Origin of the sequence: Curtobacterium sp. NPDC089689 (assembly GCF_044749145.1) — a bacterium.
Taxonomy (GTDB): Bacteria; Actinomycetota; Actinomycetes; order Actinomycetales; family Microbacteriaceae; genus Curtobacterium.
Map to the genome: position 1 here is coordinate 670,110 of NZ_JBIVHJ010000001.1, position 24,593 is coordinate 694,702.

20 protein-coding genes are annotated in these 24,593 nt (G+C 71.2%); 4 read left to right on the forward strand and 16 right to left on the reverse strand.

Annotation, left to right across the window (positions count from 1 at the left end):
* Window positions 1–31 precede the first annotated feature (31 nt).
* A complete protein-coding gene (locus ACIPYW_RS03215) occupies window positions 32–1,084 on the reverse strand; it encodes a serine/threonine-protein kinase (RefSeq protein ID WP_290132886.1) in 1,053 nt (350 codons plus the stop codon).
* A gap of 194 nt (window positions 1,085–1,278) precedes the next feature.
* Here ACIPYW_RS03215 and ACIPYW_RS03220 point away from each other — a divergent pair, with 194 nt between their 5' ends.
* A complete protein-coding gene (locus tag ACIPYW_RS03220; protein WP_290132887.1) occupies window positions 1,279–1,482 on the forward strand; it encodes a DUF2945 domain-containing protein in 204 nt (67 codons plus the stop codon).
* A gap of 17 nt (window positions 1,483–1,499) precedes the next feature.
* Here the strand turns inward: ACIPYW_RS03220 and ACIPYW_RS03225 are convergent, their stop codons facing one another.
* Both ACIPYW_RS03225 and ACIPYW_RS03230 read right to left on the reverse strand, forming a co-directional pair.
* Window positions 1,500–2,195 carry a DedA family protein gene (locus tag ACIPYW_RS03225; protein ID WP_400410663.1) on the reverse strand — a complete coding sequence of 232 codons (696 nt, stop codon included), beginning with the start codon at window positions 2,193–2,195 and terminating at the stop codon, window positions 1,500–1,502.
* A 51-nt stretch (window positions 2,196–2,246) separates the two neighbouring features.
* The gene (locus ACIPYW_RS03230) at window positions 2,247–3,377 is read right to left on the reverse strand and encodes an ROK family transcriptional regulator (protein ID WP_400410665.1); all 1,131 of its coding nucleotides are present in this window, start codon (window positions 3,375–3,377) and stop codon (window positions 2,247–2,249) included.
* 62 nt (window positions 3,378–3,439) lie between these two features.
* Here ACIPYW_RS03230 and ACIPYW_RS03235 point away from each other — a divergent pair, with 62 nt between their 5' ends.
* Window positions 3,440–5,185, forward strand: a complete 1,746-nt coding sequence (locus ACIPYW_RS03235; protein WP_400410667.1) for a beta-N-acetylhexosaminidase — start codon at window positions 3,440–3,442, stop codon at window positions 5,183–5,185.
* Between the two features lie 274 nt (window positions 5,186–5,459).
* Here ACIPYW_RS03235 and ACIPYW_RS03240 read toward each other — a convergent pair whose 3' ends face one another.
* From ACIPYW_RS03240 to ACIPYW_RS03295, 12 genes are all read right to left on the reverse strand, one after another.
* Window positions 5,460–7,589: a fructose-specific PTS transporter subunit EIIC gene (locus ACIPYW_RS03240; protein WP_400410669.1), complete on the reverse strand. Its 2,130-nt coding sequence runs from the start codon at window positions 7,587–7,589 to the stop codon at window positions 5,460–5,462.
* Between the two features lie 85 nt (window positions 7,590–7,674).
* Entirely contained in the window at window positions 7,675–8,721 is a 1,047-nt protein-coding gene (locus tag ACIPYW_RS03245) for a 1-phosphofructokinase family hexose kinase (protein ID WP_400410671.1), read from the reverse strand.
* On the reverse strand, window positions 8,718–9,506 hold the full coding sequence (locus ACIPYW_RS03250; protein ID WP_400410673.1) for a DeoR/GlpR family DNA-binding transcription regulator: 789 nt from the start codon (window positions 9,504–9,506) through the stop codon (window positions 8,718–8,720). The genes ACIPYW_RS03245 and ACIPYW_RS03250 overlap by 4 nt, the downstream gene beginning before the upstream one ends.
* Before the next feature lie 302 nt (window positions 9,507–9,808).
* Window positions 9,809–10,759 (reverse strand): carbohydrate ABC transporter permease, encoded by a 951-nt coding sequence (locus tag ACIPYW_RS03255; RefSeq protein WP_400410675.1) that lies wholly within the window; start codon window positions 10,757–10,759, stop codon window positions 9,809–9,811.
* The gene (locus ACIPYW_RS03260) at window positions 10,756–11,793 is read right to left on the reverse strand and encodes a carbohydrate ABC transporter permease (RefSeq protein WP_400410677.1); all 1,038 of its coding nucleotides are present in this window, start codon (window positions 11,791–11,793) and stop codon (window positions 10,756–10,758) included. The genes ACIPYW_RS03255 and ACIPYW_RS03260 overlap by 4 nt, the downstream gene beginning before the upstream one ends.
* A gap of 3 nt (window positions 11,794–11,796) precedes the next feature.
* A complete protein-coding gene (locus ACIPYW_RS03265; protein ID WP_290132896.1) occupies window positions 11,797–13,122 on the reverse strand; it encodes a sugar ABC transporter substrate-binding protein in 1,326 nt (441 codons plus the stop codon).
* A gap of 280 nt (window positions 13,123–13,402) precedes the next feature.
* The gene (locus ACIPYW_RS03270; RefSeq protein WP_400410680.1) at window positions 13,403–13,954 is read right to left on the reverse strand and encodes a DUF2231 domain-containing protein; all 552 of its coding nucleotides are present in this window, start codon (window positions 13,952–13,954) and stop codon (window positions 13,403–13,405) included.
* Between the two features lie 72 nt (window positions 13,955–14,026).
* Window positions 14,027–16,210 carry an ATP-dependent Clp protease ATP-binding subunit gene (locus ACIPYW_RS03275; protein ID WP_400410682.1) on the reverse strand — a complete coding sequence of 728 codons (2,184 nt, stop codon included), beginning with the start codon at window positions 16,208–16,210 and terminating at the stop codon, window positions 14,027–14,029.
* Between the two features lie 47 nt (window positions 16,211–16,257).
* Window positions 16,258–17,652, reverse strand: a complete 1,395-nt coding sequence (locus ACIPYW_RS03280) for an MFS transporter (protein WP_400410684.1) — start codon at window positions 17,650–17,652, stop codon at window positions 16,258–16,260.
* 110 nt (window positions 17,653–17,762) lie between these two features.
* Window positions 17,763–18,029: a twin-arginine translocase TatA/TatE family subunit gene (tatA, locus tag ACIPYW_RS03285; RefSeq protein ID WP_400410686.1), complete on the reverse strand. Its 267-nt coding sequence runs from the start codon at window positions 18,027–18,029 to the stop codon at window positions 17,763–17,765.
* 160 nt (window positions 18,030–18,189) lie between these two features.
* Window positions 18,190–19,683: a sugar transferase gene (locus tag ACIPYW_RS03290; protein ID WP_400410688.1), complete on the reverse strand. Its 1,494-nt coding sequence runs from the start codon at window positions 19,681–19,683 to the stop codon at window positions 18,190–18,192.
* Window positions 19,684–19,794: 111 nt separating this feature from the next.
* Window positions 19,795–22,497, reverse strand: coding sequence for a glycoside hydrolase family 2 protein (locus ACIPYW_RS03295; RefSeq protein ID WP_400410690.1), 2,703 nt, complete (start codon window positions 22,495–22,497; stop codon window positions 19,795–19,797).
* Between the two features lie 216 nt (window positions 22,498–22,713).
* Between ACIPYW_RS03295 and ACIPYW_RS03300 the strand changes: the two genes are divergently transcribed.
* Together ACIPYW_RS03300 and ACIPYW_RS03305 are read left to right on the forward strand one after the other, a co-directional pair.
* Window positions 22,714–23,121, forward strand: coding sequence for a pilus assembly protein CpaE (locus ACIPYW_RS03300; RefSeq protein ID WP_290132902.1), 408 nt, complete (start codon window positions 22,714–22,716; stop codon window positions 23,119–23,121).
* 77 nt (window positions 23,122–23,198) lie between these two features.
* Window positions 23,199–24,029 carry an aldo/keto reductase gene (locus ACIPYW_RS03305; RefSeq protein ID WP_400410692.1) on the forward strand — a complete coding sequence of 277 codons (831 nt, stop codon included), beginning with the start codon at window positions 23,199–23,201 and terminating at the stop codon, window positions 24,027–24,029.
* Window positions 24,030–24,089: 60 nt separating this feature from the next.
* Here the strand turns inward: ACIPYW_RS03305 and ACIPYW_RS03310 are convergent, their stop codons facing one another.
* Complete coding sequence (locus ACIPYW_RS03310) at window positions 24,090–24,548, reverse strand: DUF3060 domain-containing protein (RefSeq protein WP_400410694.1); 459 nt, start codon at window positions 24,546–24,548, stop codon at window positions 24,090–24,092.
* Window positions 24,549–24,593: the final 45 nt, after the last annotated feature.

A 24,593-nucleotide genomic window follows, 5' to 3' on the forward strand; every position in this document is an offset into this window, starting at 1 on the left:
GCCAGGGCGCACAGACGCGGTCGCACCCGGTTCAGTGCAGCATGCCCGCCAGGTAGGACGCGCCGCACGCTGCGAGCAGCCCGAACATCGCGAACCCGCCGAGCAGCACGTTCCGCCGGCGCCACCGCTTCACGGAGTCGAACGTGCCCCGCTTGGCGTGTCGGTGTGCGGCACGGTGCAGCTTGTGCGCGCGGAGGTGCCTCTCGCGGTCGGGCCCCAGCGGCACCGGTCCGGTGATCTGCGTCGAACCGCCGCGCAGTGCGTTCGCCACGGCCACCGCGGTCGGCCGGCGCTCGGGGTCCCGGGCCGTCATGCGCTCGAGGAGGTCGCGCCACTCCGACGCGATGTCCTCCGGGACCTCCGGGTCGCGCCGGAGCCGGGCGAGGGCGGCCTCGATGAGCGTGCCGGAGTACTCCTGCTTGCCGGTCAGGGCCTCGAGCAGCACGAGCCCGAGCGAGTAGACGTCCGTCGCGAACCCGATCGGCTCGCCGGCCACCTGCTCCGGGCTGAGGTACGCGGCGGTCCCGATGATCGTGCCGTCGTTGGTGAGCCGGGATCCGTCGACGAAGTGCGCGACGCCGAAGTCGGTGAGCTTGACCGTCCGAGCGAAACCGGAGGAGCCCTCGTCGCTGATGAGGATGTTCGCCGGCTTGACGTCACGGTGCACGATGCCGCGGGAGTGCACGTAGGCGAGCGCGTCGGCGAGCTGCGCCCCGAGGTCGGCCACCTCGTAGTTGTGCAGGGCGCCCTCGGCCAGCCGCCGGAGCAGCGTCGTGTCGGCGATGAGCTCCATCACGATGAAGCGGTGCGGGCCGTCCTCGAAGTCGTGCGTCCCGGCGTCGTAGAGCGGGATGAGTCCGGGGTGCGAGAGCATGCTCAGCAGGCGGATCTCGCGCTCCTGGCGGACCCGGTCGGCGGTCGTCATGGTGTCCGGCGTCGCGAACAGCTTCACCGCGACGAGCCGGTAGGTGTGCTCGTCGCGCGCTTCGTAGACGGTGCCCATGCCACCGGTGCCGATGAGCCGCAGGAGGCGGTAGCGGCCAGCGAGGACCGTCTCCGCCCGAGGGCTGTCCAGCAGGGTCATGTGCACGTCGTTCCGTCGGGAGTCGGGAGCAGCAGTTGCCTTCGGGTTGACTCACCCAGTACGGTACGCGCCCGCGAACGATCCCGCGGGCTCGTTACGACATCGTGATGGGCCGTACTTCCCTGTGTTCATGCGGGTGCATGCGGTGTACGCAGGAGCGAAACGGATGAGCGTTCACGCGCAAGGAGGACACGATGGCGCTGTCGAAGGGCGACGAGGTGCACTGGAACACCTCGCAGGGCAAGACGACCGGCAAGCTGGTCGAGAAGAAGACCAAGGACTTCACGTTCGACGGTCAGGACTTCAAGCCGACCGACGACGACCCGTACTGGATCGTCGAGTCGGAGAAGTCGGGCAACAAGGCTGCCCACAAGGAGTCGGCCCTGACGAAGGCCTGAACCGGTCCCGGTGCGGCTCAGTCGCCGGCCGGGGTGGCGCGGCGCCGTCCGCGAGCACCCTGTCCGGCGCGGGCTCGTCGGATCCGTCGGACGACGAACGTGACCACGACGACCGCGATGGCGACGTAGAGTACCCGGTCGATCCACTCGGTGTACTGCTCGACCTTGTCGTACTGCGTCCCGAACGCCGCACCGAGCAGGACGAGCGCGCCGTTCCAGATCCCGCTCGCGATGATCGTGAAGACCGAGAACGTGCCGAGGTGCATGCGGTCCGCGCCCGCCGGGAGCGAGATGAGACTGCGGACGATCGGCACGAAGCGGCCGAAGAACACCGCGCTCTTGCCGTGCCGGTGGAACCAGTCCGCGGCCTTGCGGAAGTCGTCCTCGTCGACGAGCGGCAGCCGACCGAGCAGGCGCACGGTCCGCTCGAAGCCGATGACCGCGCCGAGCCAGTAGAGCACCAGTGCTCCGAGGTAGGACCCGAGCGTCGCCGCGACGAGCACCAGCACGAGGTTCATCTGCCCCGCCCCGGCGAGGAACCCGGCGAGCGGCAGGATGACCTCGGACGGGATCGGCGGGAACACGGTCTCGACGAAGAGCATGAGCGCGACGCCCCACTCCCCGAGGGCGTCGATGAGCTGCAGGACGAGCCCGGAGAGCCCGCCCATCTCGGGATCGGCGGCAGCCACGGGGCGGGGCAGGGCAGTCGTCATCCGCCGATCATCCCTGAACGGCCTGTCAGACTCCGGCGCGGGACCTGAGCGTCACCCGAGGCCCATGTGCGAGGTCCGCACGTGGGTGAGGGACCGAGCGAGCGCACCTCGCGCCACCGCGTCGCGACCGACCGTCGACGGCACGACCTCGACGGGGTGCCGCAGCTCGGGCGTCACGAGGTCCTGCAGCGCTGCGGCGAAGACGTCTGCGGCGGGCAGGACCTCTCCCCCGACCACGACGACCTGCGGGTCGAGCGTCGTGACGAGCTGCACCACGCCCGGGGCCACATCGGCCGCGAACGCGCGGACGACCTCGACGGCCACGGGGTCGCCGTGCCCGGCCGACGCGAAGACCGACTCGAGGTCCGTGCCGGGGGCGATCCGTGCCTCCAGACGGGTCGGCGCGGACGGCCACCCGGTCGAGGCGAGGCCCCCCATCTCGCCCGCGGCGCCCCGCGCCCCGCGCGCCAGCGATCCGTCGACCAGGTAGGACGCTCCGATCTGCCGCCCCATGACGAGGTAGAGCGCGTCGTCGACACCGCGGAACCGGCCCCACATCGCCTCGGCGGTCGCCGCGAGCTTGGCGTCGTTGTCGAAGAAGGTCGCCGCCCCGGGGAAGAGGTCCTGGATGCGGCCGGGCACCCGCGACTCCACCCACTGGGGCACCGCGACCGTGTAGTCGATCGCGCCCGAGCGGTCGACGACCGCCGGCACGCCGAACGTAGCGGCGAGCACCCGGTCGGGCGCGACACCCTCGGTGAGCCGCTGCACGACGTCCTGCACGCTCGTCCAGGCCTGCTCGGCGCTGGTCAGGTCGGCGTAGCGCTCCTCGACCCGGACGGTCGTCGCGCCCCGGAGGTCCGCACGCAGACCGACGATGCCGTGCAGCCCGAGGTCCACGCCGAGGACCGCACCGGCCGACGCGTCGGCGGCGAAGCGCTTGGCCCGACGCCCGGCCTTGTTCGGGGTCGCGATGGCCTCGGCCTCGGCGACCCACCCCTCGTCCACGAGGTCGGCGAGCGCAGCCTCGACCGTCGGCCGGGAGAGCCCGACCGTCCGGCTCAGCTCCGTGACCGTCCGGGAGGCGTCCTCGCGGAAGAGCTCGTCGAGGATCGCGCGCGAGTTGATCAGCCGCAGCACACCGGGGGTCGTCCCCACAACGGTGCTCGGGAGCGTTGACACGGTCTCTTCCACGGCCATAGCCTCCATATTACGAAAGACCATTGAGGAATGGTGGACCTGACATGCTCATCCCCCGCCCGCGCCGTACCGAAGCGGGAACCGGCGCCTTCGAGATCACCGCATCGACCCGCATCGCTGCAGACGACGACACCGCGTCGGTGCGACTGTACCTGCAGCAGACCCTCCGCGGCTCGACCGGCCTGCCGGTGCGCGACGCGGAACGTCACGAGGGGGCCGACGTCATCGCGCTGCGGGTCGCTTCCCCGGCAGAGCTCGAGACCCTGCCGGCCGGACCCGCGACCGCGGACAGCGGACCCGCGACCGCGGCCAGCGGACCCGCGTCGGCTCCGGGCGACCGCAGCGAGGCGTTCCGGCTCACGGTCACGCCCGGGCGGATCGAGGTGGTCGGCGGTTCGGCTGCCGGTGTCTTCTACGGTGTGCAGGCCCTGCTGCAGTCACTGCCGGCCGACGTGTACCGGCACGGACGCGTCGGGACGGGGCCGTGGACGGTCGCCGCGACGGTCGTCGAGGACGCCCCCGCCTTCGCCTGGCGCGGTGTGATGCTCGACGTCTGCCGCCACTTCCGCACGAAGCACGAGGTCATGCGGGTCGTCGACCAGCTCGCCGCGCACCGGATCAACCGCCTGCACTTCCACCTCACCGAGGACCAGGGGTGGCGGATCGAGATCCGGAAGTACCCGCGTCTGACCGAGGTCGGCTCGTGGCGGCGCGAGTCCCAGGTCGGCGCGCACGTGGCGGACGCCGACGGGGCGCTCCGTCCCGCCGGGTTCGACGGACGCCCGCACGGCGGGTACTACACGCAGGACGACGTCCGCGAGATCGTCGCCTACGCAGCCGACCGCTTCGTCACCGTCGTGCCCGAGATCGAGACACCCGGTCACGTCCGTGCCGCCCTCGCCGCGTACCCGGAGCTCGGCGTCCACCCGGACCGCCCGGTCGAGGTCTGGACGGAGTGGGGCATCGCCGACGACGTCCTCAACGCCGAGGAGTCCACGATCGCGTTCTTCCAGGACGTCCTCGACGAGGTCATCGACCTCTTCCCGAGCCCGTACATCGGCATCGGCGGCGACGAGTGCCCGAAGGTGCAGTGGGAGCACGACCCGCGCACGCAGGAGCGCATGCGGGAGCTCGGACTGGCGGACGAAGAGCAGCTCCAGGCGTGGATCATCGGCCGACTCGCGGCACACGTCGAGTCGCGGGGCCGACGTGCCTTCGGCTGGGACGAGATCCTCGAGGGCGGCACCCTGTCCCCGTCGGCCACCGTGCTGTCGTGGCGCGGGCTCACGGGTGCGCGGACGGCGGCGAAGCGGGGCCACGACGTCATCTCGTCCCCGGACGACCAGGCGTACCTCGACTACCGCCAGAGCGACCTGCCGACCGAGCCGATCCCGGTGTCCATCGTGCTCTCCGTGGACGACGTCTTCGCGTTCGACCCGGTGCCCTCGGGCCTGACCGACGCCGAGCGTGCGCACGTCATCGGCGGCCAGGGCAACATGTGGACCGAGCACGTCGACACCGCCCGGAAGCTCGACTACCAGCTCTTCCCCCGCGTCGCGGCACTCGCCGAGGCGCTGTGGTCGGCGGACGTCGCCGGACCACGGGACGTCGCGGAGTTCCGCGGACGCCTGGCGGAGCACACGGCACGGCTCGAGGCGATGGGGATCGAGTACCGGCACGAGGCCGGGCCGTTCCCGTGGGAGCAGCGGCCGGGGGTGCCGGGACGGCCGGCCTCACGGGAGGAACGCGCGGCGTACATCGACGCGGTGACGGCGAACATCGCGGAGTAGACGCCGCGGGTCGGGCTGGACCGACCGGACGCGGAGGACGCCGATCGGTCACGACTCCCCGCTCAGCTCACCCGAGAGGACGCGAATCGTCGCGCCCCACTCGCGAGAGCGACGTTCCGTGACCGCTCGACCTGCGGCCCGCGGGGTGTCGCGACCGCTCCGCGCTGCGAGTACGGGGCGGACTCGCGACCCGCGCGCGACGCGCCCACGGACGGAGAGGGAGGCACGGTGCCAGCTGGCACCGTGCCTCCCGTCCGTCACGTGGTGACGTCGACTACGCCGCGACCGGCGCGCGCTGCCCCACCGTCTCGGCCGCGACCGCGGGCTCGGAGCCCGCGGCGGCCTCGTCCACCGGACGACGACGCACCCACTTCTTCAGCCCGACCAGCACGAGCGCGGAGACCACGGTGCCGGCGAGGATCGCGACGATGAACATCCAGATGTTGCCGATCGCGAAGAAGACGAAGATGCCGCCGTGCGGTGCCCGCGAGGTCACGCCGGCCGCCATCGAGATCGCCCCGGTGACCGCGGCACCGATCATCGACGCCGGGATGACGCGGAGCGGGTCGGCCGCGGCGAACGGGATCGCGCCCTCGGAGATGAACGACGCACCGAGCAGCCACGCGGCCTTGCCGTTCTCCCGCTCCGGCTTGGTGAAGCCGCGACGGTAGAGGACGGTCGAGGCGAGCGCGAGGGCCAGCGGCGGGACCATGCCCGCGGCCATGACGGCGGCCATGATCTCGAACGGCACGACGTTGGTGGCCGAACCGGCACCGAGGCCGGCGACCGCGAACGCGTACGCCACCTTGTTGACCGGGCCACCGAGGTCGAACGCCATCATGAGGCCGAGGATGATGCCGAGCACGATCGCGGAGGCCCCGGACAGCGAGTTCAGCCACGCGGTGAGCTGCGTCATGACCCAGGCGATCGGACCGCCGAGCACGAGGAGCATGAGGCCTGAGGCGATGATCGACGCGAACAGCGGGATGATCACGACCGGCATGAGGCCGCGCAGCCAGCGCCAGGTCGGGATGCGCCCGATCCAGTACGCAGCGCCACCGGCGATGAGGCCACCGACGAGTCCGCCGAGGAAGCCGGCGTTCATGAAGACGGCGATCGAACCGGCGACGAAGCCCGGCGCGATGCCCGGACGGTCGGCGATGGCGTACGCGATGTACCCGGCGAGTGCTGCGACGAGGAATCCGAGCGAGACGCCACCGATCTGGAACGCGGCCGCGCCGAGGTAGTAGGCGAGCCCCTCCGGCGGGAGGTTCACGAGCGTGTAGTTCGTCAGCGTGTAGACGGCGTTGTTCTGGCCGGAGTCGCCGTGCTGCAGCGCGATGCCGTAGCCGGCGAGCAGGAAGCCGAGCGCGATGAGCAGACCGCCGCCCGCGACGAAGGGGATCATGTAGCTGACGCCGGTGAGGAGCCAGCGCTTGAGCGCCTGCCCGAAGTGCTCGTCGGGCTTCGTGGTCTCGGAGGTCGCCGCTCCGCCCTGGACGCGCGCGGCGTTCGGGTCGTCGGCGGCTCGGAGGGCCTCGGCGATCATCTTGTCGGGCTCGTCCACGCCCCGCTTCACCGGTCCGGACACGAGGGGCTTGCCCGCGAACCGGCCGCGGTCGCGCACGTCGACGTCCACCGCGAACACGACGGCGTCGGCCCGGGCGATGAGTGCCGGGTCGAGCGGCTCGACCTGCGACGAGCCCTGGGTCTCGACGTGCATCTCGGCACCGGCCCGCTGGGCGGCGGCGACGAGGGCGTCGGCCGCCATGTAGGTGTGTGCGATGCCGGTCGGGCAGGCGGTGACGCCGACGATGACCTTGCGGGCACCCGCGGCGGCGCCGCTCGTGGTCGCGTCACCGGACGCGGCCTGCGTCGACGGCGCTGCGGCCGGCCGGGAGGCGCTGCTCGCGTTCCCGACGCCGGCTGCGGCGACCTCGCCGCCCACCTCGCGCTGGACGAGGTCGACGATCTCCTGCGGGGTCGACGCGGCGCGGAGCGCCGCGGTGAAGTCCTCGCGGATGAGCGCCCGGGCGAGGGTCGAGAGGACCGTGAGGTGGTCCTTGTCGGCCCCCTCGGGCACGGCGATCATGAAGACGACGTCGGCGTCGCCGTCCGGAGCGCCGAACGGCACCTTCCGGGCGAGGCGCGAGAACGCGAGGGTCGGGCTCGACACCGAGGCCGACCGGGCGTGCGGGATGGCGATGCCGCCGGGCACGCCCGTGCCGACGCTGGCTTCGCGCTTGATGGCGTCCTCGGCGAGGGCGGCTCCGTCGGCTGCGCGGCCGGTGGCGGCGACGCGGTCGGCGAGGACGCGGATGACGTCGCTCGACGTCGCTCCGAGGTCCTCGTCGAGGCCGACGAGCTCAGCGCTGATGAGGCGCTGCGTCGTGTCTGCGGACATGGGTTGCTCCTTTGCAGTGGCGCCGGGGGCGCGGGCCGTGCTTCGTGCTGGTGGGTGAGGGGGTCGTGCGGGTGGTCGTCGCGGTTCAGACCGGCGTCGGTGCCGCTGGTGCCGCTGCCGTCGTCGTCGCGGGCCGCAGTGCACGGACCGCGATGGCGGTGGGATCGGTGTGGTCGAGTGCGGGGACGTCGCTGCCCGGGAGCGCGGCTGCTGCCGCTCCGGTCGCGACGGCCTGGGCGAGGCGCTCCTCCGGCCGCGCTCCGGCGACCTCGGCGAGCAGGTAACCGGCGAGGGAGGAGTCCCCCGCCCCGACGGTCGAGCGGGCGACGATCTTCGGGGCGGCGGCGGCGTGCGCTCCGTCGGGGCCGACGAGGACGGCGCCGGCGCTGCCGAGGGTGAGCAGGACGGTGTCCACACCCCGCGACCGGAGCCGCTCGGCCGCGGCGGCCGCAGCGTCGAGGTCCCGCTCGTACTCGTCGGGGTCGCCGCCGACGACCTCGGCGAGTTCCTCGGCGTTCGGCTTGACGAGGTCGATCCGCTCGCCGGACTGCAGCAGGGCCGTGAACGGGACGCCCGAGGAGTCGACGGCGATCCGGACGTCCCCACCGTGGCGGGCGCGGACGGCCCGGATCAGCTCGGCGAGCGCGTCGTCCGGGAGTCCCGGCGGCAGCGACCCGGCGAGGACGACCCAGCGTGCACCGGGTCCGGTCGGGGTCGGCCCCGCGGCGTCGGCGACGAGCGAGGCGAACTCCTCGAGGCGTCCGGCGAGGGACGGCCCGGGCTCGTTGAGCTTCGTGGTCGTGCCGGTGGGCTCGGTGACCGTGACGTTCGAGCGGAGCGGCGCGCCGATCGGCATCGCTGCCGTCGGGATGCCGCGGGTCGCGAGGCCGAGCAGCACGGGGTCGAGCTCGTCGCCCGGCAGGACCGCGATCGTGTCGCCACCGCTCGCCACGACGACGCGGGAGACGTTGACGCCCTTGCCGCCGGGCTCCGCCGTGGACCGCGTGGCGCGCTGGACGGCGCCACGCTGGAGTTCGCCGGCGAGCTCGATCGTGCGGTCGAGGCTCGGGTTCGGCGTCACCGTGACGATGCGCGTGCTGGTCCGCGCGTCGTGGCTCGGGTTCTGGTTCATGCGACGACCACCTCGACGTCCGCTTCGGCGAGCGCACCGGCGAGGTCCGCCGGGGGCTCCTGGTCGGTGACGATCGTGTCGACCTCGTCGAGCCGGGCGAAGCGCATGAGGGCCTCGACCCCGTGCTTGGCCGCGTCCGCGAGGACGACGCTCCGCCGAGCGGCCAGGACGTAGGCGCCCTTGACCGCGGCCTCGTACTCGTCCGGCGTGCTCAGCCCGAAGCCGGCGGACAGGCCGTTCGTCCCGACGAAGGCGATGTCCGGCCGCAGCGCGCCGATCTGCTCGACCGTGGCCGTGCCGACCGCGGCGCTGGTGACGCCGCGCACCCGGCCGCCGAGGAGGTGCAGTTCGACGTGCTCGCTGTGCTGCAGGACGCCGGCGATCGGGACCGAGTTCGTGATGACGGTGATCGTCGCCCCGGCCGTGGCGGGTTCCCACCGGGCGAGTTCGGCGCCGACGGCGGCGCAGGTCGTGCCGGCGTCGAGGGCGATCGACCCGGTGAACGTCGGCGGTACGAGACGCATGGCAGCGCGGGCGATCGCGGTCTTCGCGGAGCCGTGCTGCCCCTCACGTTCGGCGACGCTCAGTTCGACGACGCTCGACCGGCCGACCGGCACCGCTCCCCCGTGCACGCGGCGCAGGACGCCGGCGGACTCGAGGGCGTCGAGGTCACGTCGGACGGTCTCGGTGGTGACGTCGAAGTGCTCGGCCAGTTCGGCGACGGACACGCGCCCTGCCGACAGCAGCGAGGCGGCGATGGCGTCGTGCCGCTCGGTTGCGTACATGCCCGAACTCCTTCGTTCCCGTGGGTTTCGAGCACTGTACGCCGCAAAGTCACACGTTCGCAACCGTTTCGTTGCGAAACCAACACGTCCGCAGGCTTGCGCGCGCGCCCGCGCCGCCCGCCACCCGCACTGGTCCCACAACACGCCGCCCGGGGCTGCGCGGGCCGACACGTTCTGCGACCGGCCTGCGTCGGCGCGACAAGCGCACGCGCACGCGCACGCGAGCACCCGCCCACACGAGAACACCCCGCCCTGCACGGAGCAGGACGGGGTGTTCGGACTCGGACGTCGGCGCAGGCGCGTCAGCCCTTGACGGCCCCCGCGGTCATCCCGCTGACGAGCCGCCGCTGCACGATCAGGAAGAACACCACCACCGGGATCGAGAACAGCACGGACGCCGCCATGAGCCCGCCGAAGTCGGTCCCCTTGTTCGTGGAGAACCCCGCGAGCCACACCGGCAGCGTGTACATCCCCTGGTCCTTGAGCATCACGTACGCCGTCAGGTAGTCGTTCCACGCGGCGATGAACGCGAAGACGCTCGTCGCGATCACCCCCGGCATCACGAGCGGGAACAGGACGCTCCAGAGGATGCGGAACGTCCCCGCGCCGTCGACCTTCGCGGCCTCCTCGATCTCGACGGGCACGGCCACGAAGAACCCGCGCATCACCCAGATCGAGAACGGGAGGACGCTCGCGACGTACGCGAGGATCAGCCCGATGTAGCTGTTGAGCAGTCCGAGGGTCTGGAACGACAGGAACAGCGGGATGAGGAGCGCCCCGGACGGGATCATCTGCACGAAGAGGATCGCCACGAGGATCGCGCGCCGCCCGCGGAACCGGAACCGCGACAGCGCCGCCGAGGCCAGGAACCCGACCACGATCGACAGCAGCACCGCAGCCACCACGACGATCGCCGAGTTGCGCAGGTACACGAGGAACCCGTCCTGGGTCAGCGCCCGGGTGAAGTTCTCGAGCGTCGGTCGGAGCGGCAGCCAGATCGGCGTCAGCGTCGTGACCTCGTCCGCGGGCTTGAACGCCGTGTTCACCATCCAGTAGATCGGGAACACCCAGACCAGGCAGAACACCACCGCGATGGCGTTCGCGACGATGCGCGGCTTCCGCCGACGCGCGCCGCCCGGCGTGCCGCCCCGACCACGCCCACCCGGCCTGGAGGCACGCCTCACCCCCGCCACGTCGGGCTGCGCTTCGGAGGCGGTCGCCCCGGTCACCCCGGGGGTGGTGGTCGTCGTCACAGGTCTTCCTCTCCACTGCGGACGAGCCGGCGGATGTAGTAGCTGGTCAGCGCACCGAGGATCAGCGTCGAGATGACGGCGATCGCGGCACCCTGCCCGTACGCGTTCGAGACGAACGACTTCACGAAGGTCCAGATGCCGAGCGTGAGCGTCGTGTCCTCCGGGCCGCCCCTGGTGAGCAGCCAGATCTGGTTGAAGACGTTGAAGTCCCAGATCACCGAGAGGATCGTCACGAGGAGCAGCGTCGGCACGAGCGCGGGCAGCGTGATCGCCCGGTACATGGCCCACGCCGAGGCGCCGTCGAGCGCACCGGCCTCGTAGTACTCCGGCGCGATCTGCGACTGCGCCGCGTACAGCGTGAGCGCCACGAACGGCACCGCCTGCCAGATGACGAGCGAGAGCACGATCGCCAGTGACTGCCCCGGGGTCGAGGCCCAGTTGTCCTGCGTGTGGTCCCCGAACACGCCGAGCTGCGTGATCATCCAGTTGAGGACGCCGTAGAACGGCTGGAAGAGCCACTGCCACACGAGGCTGGACGCCACGTTCGGCATCGCCCAGGCCAGCACGAGCACGACACTGACCACCGTGCGCATGACGACGCCGAGCCGGGTGAGCAGCTGCGACACCGCCATGCCGATGCCGATCGTCCCGACGACCATCGCCCCCGTGACGAGCACCGTCCGGAGGATGACCGGCCAGAAGCTCGCGTCGGTGAGGACGTTCGTGTAGTTCGTGATCCCGGCGAACCCGGCCTGCCCGGTGAAGATCGCGCGGAGACCGTAGTCCTGGAAGGAGATGACCAGCAGCCGCACGAGCGGGTACACGACCAGCGCGAGCAACAGGACCGCGGCCGGCGCCAGCAGCACGAGCGGGGCCCGGGACGCCGTCAGCGACCGCCGACGGCCACCACGACCGCCCGCCGAACCGGACCCCGACGGACCCGACCCGGCCGGACGGCCCCGGCGCAGACCGCCACGCCGGGTGTCCGGCCCGGCCGAAGCCGGACCGGACACGCGCTCTGCAGTGGAGGTCATCGACTACTGCTGCGCGTTGAGCGCGGACGTGAGGTGCTCCGAGAAGCCCTCGGCTGCCTGCTGCGGTGTCTTCCGCCCCGTGGCGATGTCGGCGAACATCGTCTGGAAGCTCGAGTCACCCTCGATCGTGGCCCAGCCCGGTGTCGCCGGGGTCGGACGGCTCGTCGAGGCGGCCTCGAAGTACGGCTTGTGGAGCTCGTCCACGTCACCGGCGACCGCGTCGAGCAGCTGCGTCGAGTTCGGCTCCCACCCGTCGACGCCGAAGACCTGGTCCTTCTGGAACTCCTTCGAGGTCAGGATCTTGGTGTAGTAGAGCGCGAGGTCCTGGTTCTGGGACTTCGACGGGATGCCGAGGTCCGACCCGCCGAGGAACACCGGCTGCGTCTTCCCCTCGGTCGCGGAGGGCATCGGGAACGTCCCGATCTGGTCCTTCAGCTCGGGCTTGGCCGTGGTGATCGACCCGATCTCCCACGCTGAACCGAGGATCGCCGAGGTGTTGCCCTGGGCGAAGACGTCGGACTCGGCGGGCTTGTCGGTGTTGATGTCCTGCGTGGACTTCGCCGAGTAGCTGTTCTGGAAGTCCTTCCACGCCGTGAGGCCCTTGACGGCGGCGGCGGAGTCGAGCGCTCCCGTCCACTTGCCGCCCTTCTCGGTGGCGATCTGTCCGCCGGCGTCCCACACCCACTGCAGTCCGCCGTACCAGTACTGGCCGGGCATGTAGAACGCGGAGAAGTCGGCCTGCGGGTTCTTCGCCTTCACCTTGTCGAGGTCGGCGGTGAGCTCGTCGTACGACTTCGGCACGTCGGTGACCCCGGCGTCCGCCCACGTCTTCTTGTTGTAGATGACCGCGCGGTTGCCGGCGAACAGCGGGGCGCCGTAGAGCTTCCCGTCGACGGTCGCCGGGCCCTCGAGCCCGGACAGCCACGTCTGCCCGTCCTGCAGCTCCTTCTTGTAGGGCGACAGGTCCATCAGGCCACCGGTCGCGGCGTACACCGGCACCTGGGTGTTGCCGAGGTCGACCACGTCCGGGGCGTCCTGCTGCGCGAGCGCCGTCGTGAGCTTGGTCGTGATGCCGTCCCACTGCTGCAGTTGGAGCTTCACCTTGGCGCCGGTGTCCTTGGTGAACTGCTTCTCGGCGACGTCGAGGATCTTCGGGCTGAGGTCGCCGTTCATGATCCACACGGTGATGGTCTTGCCCTTGCCGTCGGGTGTGCCGATGGACTTCGTGCCGCCGTCGGAAGCTCCGTTGCTTCCGGCGGAGCACCCGGTGAGGGCGAGCGCGCCTGCGAGGGCGAGCGCACCGAGTGCGGCGAAACGCGTGCGTGTCACGTTGACTCCCTTGGTCCGACCTTTATGAAAGGACGTTGCGTAATGGTGAGTAAAGACCCATCGCGCAGGGATGTCAACACCGGATCGCAACCCTGTGGACAGTCGCGATCCGCATGTTTCCGGGGGATCACGGATGGCGAACAGATCGGGGTGCGGCCTTGACGAACTGGTCATGACCAGGCATGATCTGCGCCCGCTGGACGCGACGGACGGGAGGCCCGTGGCGATCCCGCCACGGGCCTCCCGTCCGTCGCCGGAGCGACACCGTCAGAGAGACCGTTCAGTCGAAGGGGACGTGCTCGCTCGACCCGACACCCGCACGCTGCCGGTAGGCCAGGTGCCCGCCGAGGTACCCACCGACGCCGACGACCGTCAGGCCCGCGAACCCGAGCAGCTTCCCGGCGCCGTGGTTCCCGCGCTTCCGCTGCATCCACGACAGCCCGTAGAGCGTGATCCCGACCCAGTTCACCGCCTGGTGCACCCACCCGGTCCGGAGCTGTTCGCGGTCGAGCTCGGACCAGTCCACGTACCCGGCGACCGAGGCGCTCCCGGACGACACCAGCCCCACACCGACGAGGGTCTTCGCGGCCTTCGCGTTCCCCTTCCCGCCGACGAGGTCGAGCACCGCCGCCGAGATCCACGCCCCGAGCGGCACCTGCACCATCAGGGGGTGGAGCGGGTGCCCGAAGGGCACGCCGTGCAGCAGCTGTCGCAGCGCCTTCGGGCGCGCGAGCGCGCGGACGACGCTGCGGTCGATGTCGACGGCCTTGTCGAGCACGTCCGCGTGCTCGACGGCGTCGGTGAGGCGACGGATGGCGCGGATCTCAGGCATGCCCCGGACGGTAGGCCAGGAGGCCCGGTGCCGGTCCCAGGGACCGGCACCGGGCCTCCTGGCCGCTGCCCGCTACTCCTCGACGATCTCGCCCTCGGCGACCTCACCGAGGTCGAACGGCTCGACGGTCAGCTCGTCGCCACCCGCAGCGACGTCCACCCGCACGGTGTCGCCGTCGCGGACGTCGCCGGCCAGGATGGCCCGCGCCAGCCGATCGTCGATCTGCCGCTGCATGAGCCGCCGCAACGGACGCGCGCCGTACACCGGGTCGTACCCGCGCTCGGCGAGCCACGTCCGGGCCGACGGCGTCACCGCGAGCTCGAGCCGACGGTCGGACAGCCGGCGCGCGAGGCGGTCGACGTACAGCGACACGATCTGCCCGAGGTCCTCCGAGGTGAGCGCCTGGAACACCACGATGTCGTCGAGCCGGTTGACGAACTCCGGCCGGAAGGCCTGTGACACGAGCTCACGCACGCCCTCCTCGCGCTGCTCCGGCGTCAACGAGGTGTCGGTGAGGAACTGCGACCCGAGGTTCGACGTCAGGATGAGGATCGTGTTCCGGAAGTCGACCGTCCGCCCCTGCCCGTCGGTCAGCCGGCCGTCGTCGAGCACCTGCAGGAGCACGTCGAAGACCTCCGGGTGGGCCTTCTCGACCTCGTCGAGCAGCACGACCGAGTAGGGCCGACGCCGGACGGACTCGGTGAGCTGCCCACCGGCCTCGTACCCGACGTAGCCGGGCGGGGCACCGATGAGCCGCGCGACCGAGTGCTTCTCGCCGTACTCGCTCATGTCGATCCGGACGAGGGCCTTCTCGTCGTCGAACAGGAACTCGGCGAGCGCCTTGGCCAGCTCGGTCTTGCCGACGCCGGTGGGTCCGAGGAACAGGAACGAGCCCGTCGGGCGGTCCGGGTCGGAGATGCCCGCACGGGTGCGGCGGACGGCCTCGGACACGGTGTTCACCGCCGAGCGCTGCCCGATGATCCGGCGGCCGAGCTCGTTCTCGAGGTGCAGCAGCTTCTCGGTCTCGCCCTGGAGCAGGCGCCCCATCGGGATGCCGGTCCACTGCGCGATGACGGCCGCGATGTCCTCGTCGGTGACGCTGTCGTTCACCATCCGCTCGGCGCTCTCGGCCTGCTCGGCGGCGGCCAGCTCGGCCTCGATGCGCGGCTTCTCGCCGTACTCGAGCCGGCTGACGGTCTCGTAGTCGGCCTCTCGCTGTGCCCGCTGCGAACGCATGCCCAGCTCGTCGAGCTGCTGCTTCAGCTCACCGATCCGGTTGAGCGACGCGCGCTCGGCCTGCCACCGCTGCTCGAGTTCGGCGAGCAGCGTCTCGCGGCTCGCGAGCTCGGCACGCAGGGTCTCGAGCCGCGCCTTCGAGGCGTCGTCCTTCTCCTGCTTGAGTGCGAACTCCTCGACGCGCAGCCGGTCCACCGTGCGCTTGAGCTCGTCGATCTCGACCGGCGACGAGTCGATCTCCATCCGGAGTCGCGACGCCGCCTCGTCGATGAGGTCGATCGCCTTGTCGGGCAGCTGACGACCGGAGATGTACCGGTTCGACAGGCTCGCAGCGGCGACGAGCGCGGAGTCGTTGATCGTCACCTTGTGGTGTGCCTCGTACCGCTCCTTGAGCCCGCGGAGGATGGCCACGGCGTCCTCGACGCTGGGCTCCCCCACGTAGACCTGCTGGAACCGTCGTTCGAGTGCGGCGTCCTTCTCGATGTACTGGCGGTACTCGTCGAGCGTCGTGGCACCGATGAGCCGGAGCTCACCGCGCGCGAGCATCGGCTTGAGCATGTTCGACGCTGCGACGGACCCTTCGCCGCCACCGGCGCCCATGAGCGTGTGCAGCTCGTCGATGAAGGTGATGACCTGCCCGTCGGAGTCGTTGATCTCCTTGAGCACGGCCTTGAGCCGCTCCTCGAACTCGCCGCGGTACTTCGCGCCGGCGATGAGGGCGGAGATGTCGAGCGACACGAGCCGCTTGTCCTTCAGGGAGTCGGCGACGTCCCCGGCGACGATGCGCTGCGCGAGCCCCTCGACCACGGCGGTCTTGCCGACCCCGGGCTCGCCGATGAGCACGGGGTTGTTCTTCGTCCGGCGGGTCAACACCTGTGACACGCGCCGGATCTCGGCGTCGCGGCCGATCACCGGGTCGAGCTTGCCGCTCCGGGCGATCGCGGTGAGGTCGACGCCGTACTGCTCGAGGGCGGTCTTCTGTCGCTCTTGCGAGTCAGGAGCGCCCTGGAGGTTCGCCATGCGTTCCGTCCTTTCGTTGCGTTGGTCTGGGGTTGAGTCTACTGCACTCAACTTCCGTTCGGCACGGTTTCTTCCCGCACCGGGTTCCGGATCCCGACCGCGCCGACGATCGCGCCGGCGAGCAGCAGGACGCCCATGACCACGACCGCACGGTGGAACCCGACCGTGCTCATCGCGCCGCCGAGCACGACACCCGCGAGCGCCACCATGACGAGGCTGGCGATCCGGGCCACGGCGTTGTTGACCGCCGAGCCGATGCCCGCCTCGGACTCCGGTACGGATCCCAGGACCGCACTGGTCAGCGGCGTCACCATGAGCGAGATCCCGACGCCGACGAGCACGAGCCCGGGGAGCACCGTCCACCAGTAGGCCGCCGGGTCGTCGCCGACGAGCACCATGAGGAACGAACCCACTGCCGCGATCGCCGGCCCCGCGGCCATGAACCACCGCGGCCCGTACCGGCCGGCGAAGGAGCCCACCGTCGTCGAGAGCAGCAGGAGCAGGATCGTCGGCGGCAGCGTGGCGATCCCGGCGACCCAGGCCGGGAACGCCCAGACCTCCTGGAGGAACAGGGTCACGACGAAGCCGACCATGCCGAGCGCACCGTAGATCGACAGTGTCGCCAGGTTCCCGACCGCGAAGTTCCGCGCCCGGAACAGCCCGAGGTCCACGAGCGGCTGCGGGGTCCGCCGTTCCCACGGCACGAACGCCACCAGCGCCAGCCCTCCGAGCACGAGCGCGCCGAGCACGATCGGGGACGACCAGCCGAGGCGCTCCTGCTCGATCAGCCCGAGCACCACCCCGCCGATGCCGACCACCGCGAGCACCGCCCCGACCACGTCGACCCGCGGCCTGCCGGGAGGCCGGACGTCACCGGAGATCCGGGCCACGAGCGGGATGGTCACCGCGATCGGCACCGCGGTGAGCACGAAGATCCACCGCCAACCGATCCCGTCGACGATCACCCCGCCGATGACCGGGCCGACGATCACGGCAGCGCTCGACCACGCCGTCCACGAGCCGATCGCCCTGCCCTGCGCCGCACCGCGGTACGCCGCGATGATGAGCGCGAGCGAGCTCGGTGTGACGAGCGCACCCCCGACACCCTGCAGTGCCCGCGCGACGATGAGCACCTCGCCCGTCGGCGCCGCCGCGCACACGATGGAGGCCACCCCGAAGACGATCAACCCGAGCGTGATGATCCGCACCCGGCCGAACAGGTCCGACAGGGAGCCGGCGACGAGGATGAGCGACCCGAGCGTCACCATGTAGGCGTCGACCACCCACTGCTGCACGACGAGGCCGCCCCCGAGCTCGTGCCGGATCGCCGGGAGCGCGACGTTCACGACGCTCGCGTCCAACCCCACCACGAACGACGCGAGGATCGCGACGACGAGCACCACGCGGCGGTCGTCGCGGAGCGGAGCAGCGGGCGTCGTCATGCGCTCATCCAACCCCGCACCGCCGACGTCGCGCACACGACCGCACGCACGACGAAGCCCCCGCGACCGGAGTGGTCGCGGGGGCTGCCGACAGGACGGGGCTGGGAGTCCTACTGCTTGGAGTCGGCGTTCGGCTGGACCGAGGGGCCCGGGTTCACGACCGGGGCCGCCGGCTGCGCAGCCGTGTTCTGCGCGGTCGTGTTCTGGGCGGTGGCGTCGGACGCCTGCTTGTCCTCGGTGCCCATCTCCTTCTTGAAGATGTTGATCGACTGGCCGAGACCCTTCGCGAGCGCCGGGAGCTTGGTCGCCCCGAACAGCAGGATGACGATCCCGAGGATGATCAGCAGATGGATGCCGGTGAGGCCTGCGAACATCATGACTCCTTCGATGGTGAACTGGTCGCCGTGCTCGGGTCTTCTTCGACACACGCGGCGGAAGCTCGTGGTCCGTTCATGGTAACTCGGTCTCTCCGGGAATCACAGGCGAGGGGCCCGAACGGACACCGTTCGCACAGGCTCGGCGACGGCCCCCGCCGGGTCAGTACGCGCCGCGGGACCGCAGCACGGACGGGATCGTCCGCGCGAGGATGACGAGGTCGTGCAGGAACGACCAGTTCTCGACGTAGTGGAGGTCGAGCCGGACCCCCTCGGCCCAGTCGAGGTCCGAGCGGCCGCTGACCTGCCAGAGCCCGGTGATGCCCGGCGTCACGAGCAGCCGTCGGTCGGCGAAGTCCTCGTAGACGGCGACCTCCTTCGGCAGCGCCGGACGCGGCCCGACGAGGCTCATCGACCCCGTCAGGACGTTCCAGAGCTGCGGAAGCTCATCGAGGGACGTCTTGCGCAGGATCGCCCCGACGCGGGTCACCCGTGGGTCGTCCCGCATCTTGAAGAGCGGCCCGGCGCCCTCGTTCGATGCCTCGAGCGCAGCCATCCGGGCTTCGGCGTCGACGCACATCGTCCGGAACTTGAGGATCGAGAAGTCCTGCCCAGCGCGACCGACACGGGTCTGGCGGAAGAACACCGGGCCCCGGTCATCGAGCCGGATCATGACCGCGATCGCGGCGAAGACCGGTGCGAGCAGCACGAGGCCGAGCCCGGCCCCCACGACGTCGAGCACCCGCTTGCCGAAGCGCCTACGGTAGTCCGGCGTCTCGACGTGCATGAGCGGCAGGCCGTCGACCGGACGCTCGTGGACCCGGCCTGCCGCGATGTCGGCGAGCGGCGACGAGACCACGAGCTCGACGCCGCGCTCCTCCAGCTGCCAGCCCAGGCGACGGAGACGCTCGTGCCCCCCGCGGATCGCACCCGCCACGACGACGGCGGGCACACCGCTCGCCTCCGCGCGGTCGAGGACGTCCTGGATCCCGCCGACGACCGACGCGCGCGCGGCTCCGAACTCGACGGTCGAGCCGACCGCGAGGCAGTCCGTGACGACGCCGGCGACGCGGTACCCGGCGACGGGGGTGGCCGCGATCCTGCGGCCGACGTAGCGCACGTCCTCAGCGTCGCCGACGAGCAGCACGTCCTGCAGCCGCTCGCCACGGCCCCGTCGGCGTGCGAGCACCGTCCGCACGACCTTGCGCTCCGCGACGAGCAGGGCGAGCCCGAGCGGGAACGCGATCGCGACGTACCCACGGGCGAGGTCGAGCTGGACTGCGTAGGCGACGATCGCGACGCTCGCTCCGGCGACGAGGCTCGCCAGCACGAGCCGGCGGTACTCCTCGTTGCCGACACCAGCGATGCGGGCGTTGCGGGTACGGAACGTCGACAGGAGCGTCATCCAGACGAGCACGATCGCGGGCGCGACGACGAACTCCATCCAGCCCGCGGCAGCAGAACCCACCGGGAGCTCGCCCGGGAACCGCACGAGGTGCGCCGCCACGAAGGCGAGGAGCAGGACGGCGAGGTCGAGGGCGGCGACAGCCGTCGCGAACCCGGGCCGTGCTCCGGCGGGGGCGGCGGTGGGAACGGCACGCGTCGCGGCCAGGGCGACGACTCCCACCGGACGGGTGCGACGGAACGTGAGTGACACCGCGGGGCCTCCGGTCGGACGCCGACCGACGGAAGGTCGGCCGGGCGCCTTCGTCGGTCAGAGCACGACGAAGGTTCGCCCCACCAGAATATCACCGAGATGTTGGAAATATCAATGACCGAGGACATCCGCGAGCGACCACAGCACCGGACGGTCGAGCAGCGCCCCCGCGTCCGCCGGCTCGACCCCGCGCACGCGGAACACCGCCCGCTCGCCAGGGAGCAGCGTCACGAAGCCCCGGTCGACGACCCCGTCCGGCGACACCCGGTCGGGCTGGAGCAGCAGGTCCCGCACGACGGTCGAGGCCTCCACCACCACACGGACCGTCGCACCGTCGACCTCGGTCGACGCGGAGAACCGCGCGGGCTCCCACCGCATCTCCCGGTCGGGCGCCGGCGTCCACACGGCGCGGTGCTCGTCGAGGTCGGCGACGATCAACTCGTTCCGCGGATCGTCCACGACCCCGACCGACTCGGGCAACGCGACGACGGCGACCCCGGCGGACAGGTGCACCGGCAGCGTCACCTCGGCGAGCACCGCACCGGCGAGCGTGACGCGGCGGACCCGCACGACGCCGTCGCCGACGGACCGGGTCGACCGGACCGCGACCTCGACGGGCGACGAACCGAAGGCTCCGGGCGACACCCCGAGCGAGACGCCCCCGGACCCGAGCGACAGCGTGTCCGCCAGCTCGCCCAGCTCAGCCGCCTCATCGACGTGCGCCGGTGAGGACGGGCGATCCGTGCCTCCAGGCTGGTCGTCCGGCGACGCGCCGGCCGGAGCCGCCGGCCGCGGGCCGGCGACCGACGAGACGGGCCGGATCGTCAGCAGCACGTCATCGTAGAGCCGCCGCAGCTCGTGCGCGAGCGGCTTGAGGCGCCCCGACGAGTCGACGGCCGACCACGACGCGACCGGCCACAGGTCATTGAGCTGCCACAGGACGACCCCGGTGTTCCGTGGCCAGTGCGTCCGCCAGTGCTCGACGCCCGTCGCGATCGCGCGCGCCTGCTGGAGCTGCGTCAGGTAGTGCCACGCGTCGAAGGACGCAGCGTCCACGCTGCCGAAGCGCGGAGCGATCCCCCGCGCCAACTTGCCCATCCCGTCGTCCGCCTTCTGGTGGTGGACGACGCCGGGTGCGTCCACGGTCAGCTCGGGGTCGGACACCGCGTCACGCAGCGTCCGCCACGCGGGCGGCGCCTGCCAGCCGAACTCGGACACGAACCGGGGCACCGACGCACGGTACGCGCTGTCGGGCAGGCGGTTCCAGGCCTCCCACGAGTGGTGCGTCTCGTGGTCGACGTCGTTCGCCGGCAGGTCCTCGTCGCCGGACCACGGCGAGCCCACCGTGTAGAAGCGCGTCGGGTCCACCGCGTCGACGATCGTCGGCAGGAGGTCGAGGTAGTAGTCCAGGCCCCAGCCGCGGTCCCCGAGCGACTCCGCCCAGCCGTCGACGTCGTGCAGCCAGATGTTCTCGTTGTTGCCGTTCCACACCACGAGGGACGGGTGGCGCGAGAGCCGGGCGACGTTGTCCCGGGCCTCCGCGACGACCTCGCTCCGGATCGGCTCGGTCTCCGGGTAGGCGGAGCACGCGAACGCGAAGTCCTGCCAGACGAGCAGTCCGAGCTCGTCGCACACCTCGTAGAAGTCGCGCGACTCGTACACGCCGCCGCCCCAGACGCGCACGAGGTTCGCCCGCAGCGCGGCCGCGGTGCTCAGTCGGGACGCGTAGCGGTCCCGCGTCACACGCGAGACGATGACGTCGTCGGGGATCCAGTTCACCCCGCGGACGTCCACGAGCGTCCCGTTGACGTACACACCGAACGGCTTGCCGATCGTGTCCGATGCCGTGTCGATCCGCGTCGACCGGAAGCCCGTCCGGAACACGTCACGGTCGAGGACCTCGCCCTCGACCGTCTGCAGCTCGACGGTCACGTCGTAGAGCGGCTGCTCGCCGTAGCCGCGCGGCCACCACCGCTGCGCATCCGGGACCCGCACGGTCACGACGGTCTCGTCGTCCTTCGGGGTCAGCTGCGCACGCGAGCGCTGTCGGGTCGTCCCGCCCTCGGCGTCCGGGCCGCTCACGGTCACGACCAGCACGAGGTCGTCGTCCTCGCCATCCTGGTCGAGGTCGTTCATCCCGGACCGCTCGACCGTGATGTGCGCGTCGAGCACGCCCTCCCCCGCCTCGACGTCGACGAGCGGACGCACCTCACGGAGTCGCGCCGTCGACCAGCGCTCGATCGCCACCGGCCGCCACGGGCCGCTGGTCACCGCCGTCAGCCCCCAGTCCCAGCCGAAGTTCGACGCCATCTTCCGCACGTACGGGAACGGCTCGTCGTACGGGCCCGGCATGCTCCCGGCCCTGGCCGCGACGCGTCCGGCCTCGCGGTAGGGCGACTCGAACAGGATCTCGAGCTCCCGCTCCGTGCGCGTGTTGGACCCACCGGTCGCATCGCGCAGGTCGAACCGGTAGCGCCGGTGCATGTTCCGGGTGGTCCCGACGGTCACACCGTCGACCGTCAGCGTCGACACCGTGTCGAGTCCGTCGCACACCAGGTCGACGCGTTCGTGCCCCCGCGGATCGACGTCGACCGCGCGCCGGTAGGCCCAGTCAGCGCGTCCGACCCACTTGCCGTCCGCCTCGTTGCGGTCGAACGTGGGGTCGGCGAGCAGGCCCTCCCGCTCGAGGTCGGTGTGCACCTGCCCCGGCACCGTCGCCGGGATGCTCCGACCGGCGACGCCGTCAGGGGCGCCACTGCCGCCTGCCATCGTCACGGTCCAGTCGTCGCGGAGTTCCTCGCGGTCGAGGGTCATGCGGGTCCTTCTCTGGGCGGGCGGGACCGGTGGTCCGCTCGGTCGGGACGCCGGCTGCGTGTCCGCCAGGCGGCCGGGTACCGGCCTGGAGGCACGACACCGGTCAGCCGGGCGTCGTCACGTCGCGCGCGCGACCGCCTGGGCGATCACACGAGGGGGTGCCCGGCGATGCTAGTACGCGGAGCTTGCACGGGGGTGGGTGGCAGGCTGGGGCGCGTGATCACAGTTGCTCTCGCCGCAGCCCTCCGCGACGCCGGACTCCGCTGGCACCCGTCGACCGGGGACCGCTTCGTCATCGACAAGCCCGGGGTCGACGACGACGTCTACACCGTCTCCGAGATGACCGTCGAGCGGCACGACTACCCCTCCGGCACCGTGCTCGGGTTCAACGGCACCACGGAGTGGGCGCTCGACTCGGTCGAGGCCGCCGAGTCGCTGTGGCTGCCGCGGGAGGACCAGCTGCGGTCCTTGCTCGGGAGCGCCTTCGTGTCGCTCGCGAGTTCGGGCTCGTCGCTGACCGTCACCGCGACCATCGACGGCGCCCCGCAGACCTTCGACGCTCCCGATGCGGCCGACGCGTACGGTGCCGCACTCCTCGCCTACATCCGTTCTGCGCTGGACTGACCGCCCCCGGACCGGGTGACGCGCCCGGCTGGGAGTTGCTGGAATGCACGCTGGGCGGGCTTTGGTTGCATGGCGACATGACCGTTCCGAACATCACCCTGAACGACGGCAAGACCATCCCGCAGCTCGGCTTCGGCGTCTTCCAGATCGACCCCTCCGACACCAAGGAGGCGACGCTCGCAGCGCTCGAGGTCGGCTACCGCCACATCGACACCGCCGAGATGTACGGCAACGAGAAGGAGGTCGGCGAGGCCATCGAGGCGTCCGGCATCCCTCGTGAGGAGATCTTCGTCACCTCGAAGCTCAACAACGGCTTCCACGACCCCGAGGCAGCGCTCGAGAACGGCAAGAAGTCGGCAGACCTCCTCGGCGGCTACACCGACCTCTTCCTCATCCACTGGCCGCTGCCCACCGTCTCGGACTTCGTGCCGACGTGGAAGGCGATGGAGGAGCTCTACCGCGCCGGCACCGCTCGCTCGATCGGCGTGAGCAACTTCCAGGCGCACCACCTCAACCGCCTCGCCGCCGAGACGACCATCACCCCGGCCGTGAACCAGATCGAGGTACACCCGTACCTCACGCAGGAGGAACTCCGCGCGTACGACCGCGAGCACGGCATCGCGACCGAGGCCTGGTCCCCCATCGCGCAGGGCCTCGTCCTCGACGACGAGACCATCACCCGCATCGCCGGCAACACCGGCAAGACCCCGGCGCAGGTCGTCCTCCGCTGGCACATCCAGCGCGGCGACATCGTCTTCCCGAAGTCGGTCACCCGCGCCCGCGTCGAGGAGAACTTCGCGATCTTCGACTTCGAGCTCTCCGACGAGGACATGACCGCGATCACGTCGCTCGACAAGGGCCACCGCACCGGCCCTGACCCGGACACGTTCGACTACGTCCCGGCCTGATCCGCCGGATGCACGAACGGGCGGCAACCTCCTGGTTGCCGCCCGTTCCGTCTGTCCGGTCTACTTGCCCTGAGCCTGAACGATGTTCTGCTCGCCCTTGTCGGTGACCCTCGTCGGCTTGTCGCCGGTGTAGAGGACATCGTTCGCGTTGCCGCTGAGCATGACGGTCTTGGCTGACCCGACCGTGATGCGGCTGATCGCGCTCTCGACGATCAGCTCGTCGACGTCACCGAGGTGCACGATCGAGTCGTTGCCCGACACGGTCACCTTCGCGCAAGCGCCTTCCAGAGTGATCTCGGCGCCGGACTGGTCCACGACCGCCGCCCCGTCGTTGCAGGTGACGGTCTTCTTCCCGTCCGGTACCCGCACCTCGGTCTGGGGCAGGACGGACGGCTTCGACGACGCGGAGGTCGACGGCTTCGACGTGGTCTCGGTGCCGTCGGCCGCGGAGCAGCCGGCGAGCACGGCAACGAGCGCAGCAGCGGCGATCGCGGGAGCAAGGATGCGGGGAGGACGCATGGCGGTGCCTTTCATTCGGGGTGGGGCGTGTGCCGGAGGTGAGTT